Annotated in this window: 2 protein-coding genes; one reads left to right on the forward strand and one right to left on the reverse strand. The window is 30.3% G+C overall.

All coding sequences use genetic code 11. From position 1 onward, the window contains the following. The first annotated feature begins 211 nt into the window (after positions 1-211). Positions 212-1090, forward strand: coding sequence for a homing endonuclease associated repeat-containing protein (locus tag GYV61_RS09695; RefSeq protein ID WP_034981263.1), 879 nt, complete (start codon positions 212-214; stop codon positions 1088-1090). A gap of 11 nt (positions 1091-1101) precedes the next feature. Here GYV61_RS09695 and GYV61_RS09700 read toward each other — a convergent pair. Continuing rightward, positions 1102-1195 (reverse strand): IS3 family transposase (locus tag GYV61_RS09700; RefSeq protein WP_147444110.1); only part of this gene is annotated, 94 nt, incomplete at its 5' end.

Consider the following 1195-nt stretch of genomic DNA (forward strand, 5'->3'; position numbering starts at 1 on the left):
GAATTTCTTTTGTGCTAAATCCTCTTTGATACAAATCTACTGCTTCTAATTTTGTTTTTAGTAAATATTTAGACATAAGAAAACCCCCGAATTGGAATCTTTGTCCAATTCTAGGGGTTAACTTCATGTTTTTAGTTTTTTTAAAATTTTTACATTTTATTCTAGCTAAAAAGCAAATGCTAAATTGTGACTAATTAGAAAGGAAAAACAGATGGAAGAAAAGACTTTAAATACGGCTATTATGGAATATAAAGAAATAAAGGAAAAGCTTCAAAGAATTCCTTTGAAGAAAGATTTATCTACTAGTTCTCAAACCATTATTATCAAAAAATATGGCTTATATCGTTACTTTTTACAGTCAATGGATGACTACAAGGTAGGTGTAATCAAACACTGTGATCGTGGAATTTCAACCATACAACTGATTTCAGAAATTCAAGACTTATATCATAGACTAGGTTATCCTCCTAAAGAAAATCAATATGAACATTCACGTACTGCAGCCAGAAGATTAGGTGGATCATGGAGGGCTGCCTTAAAAAGCTGTCACATAAATGCTACTTTTGTTGGAAATTCAATTATTAGCAAACAAGAGGTCATTTATAAAGGCAGAAAAGAAATTGAGAAGTATCATCGTATGCCAACTTGGAAAGAAATGTATAAAGATCATTTCCCAGCTAATCAAATAATGAAGTACTGGAAAGGTATTGATGATTTTGCTAAAGAATTTGATCTGCAGACGGAACGTGAAAATCGAAAAAAAAAGGTCGAAAAAGATATTATCTTAGCTGCTCAAAAATTAATCAAAGAACGTAAAACAATAAGCTTTAAAAATGTTGTTGCTGCATCCAATGATAAAAGCCTAACTATTTCACGTATTAATAATTTTTTGATCAACCAAAGTAATCAAAAGGTTATTAATCGTCCATCATTAACTGAATTTTTAGATAAAAAAGGCATAAAAATTGATTCAACTAAATCTCATCAAATAGTAATTGCTGGCAAAAAATATTCTAGTTGGTTAGAAGCCGAACAGAAAACAGGCATAAAAATTGGTACATTGCAAAATGAAGTGCAACTAAAAAGTTAGACATTTTAATATTACGCAAGACTCAATGCACGATTTCGATATTTGATCGGGGTCGTGTATTTTAGTTTGTTTGATCTTCTAATATGATTGAACCAGTAAACGTAA

Source organism: Lactobacillus melliventris, assembly GCF_013346935.1.
Classification (GTDB): domain Bacteria; phylum Bacillota; class Bacilli; order Lactobacillales; family Lactobacillaceae; genus Lactobacillus.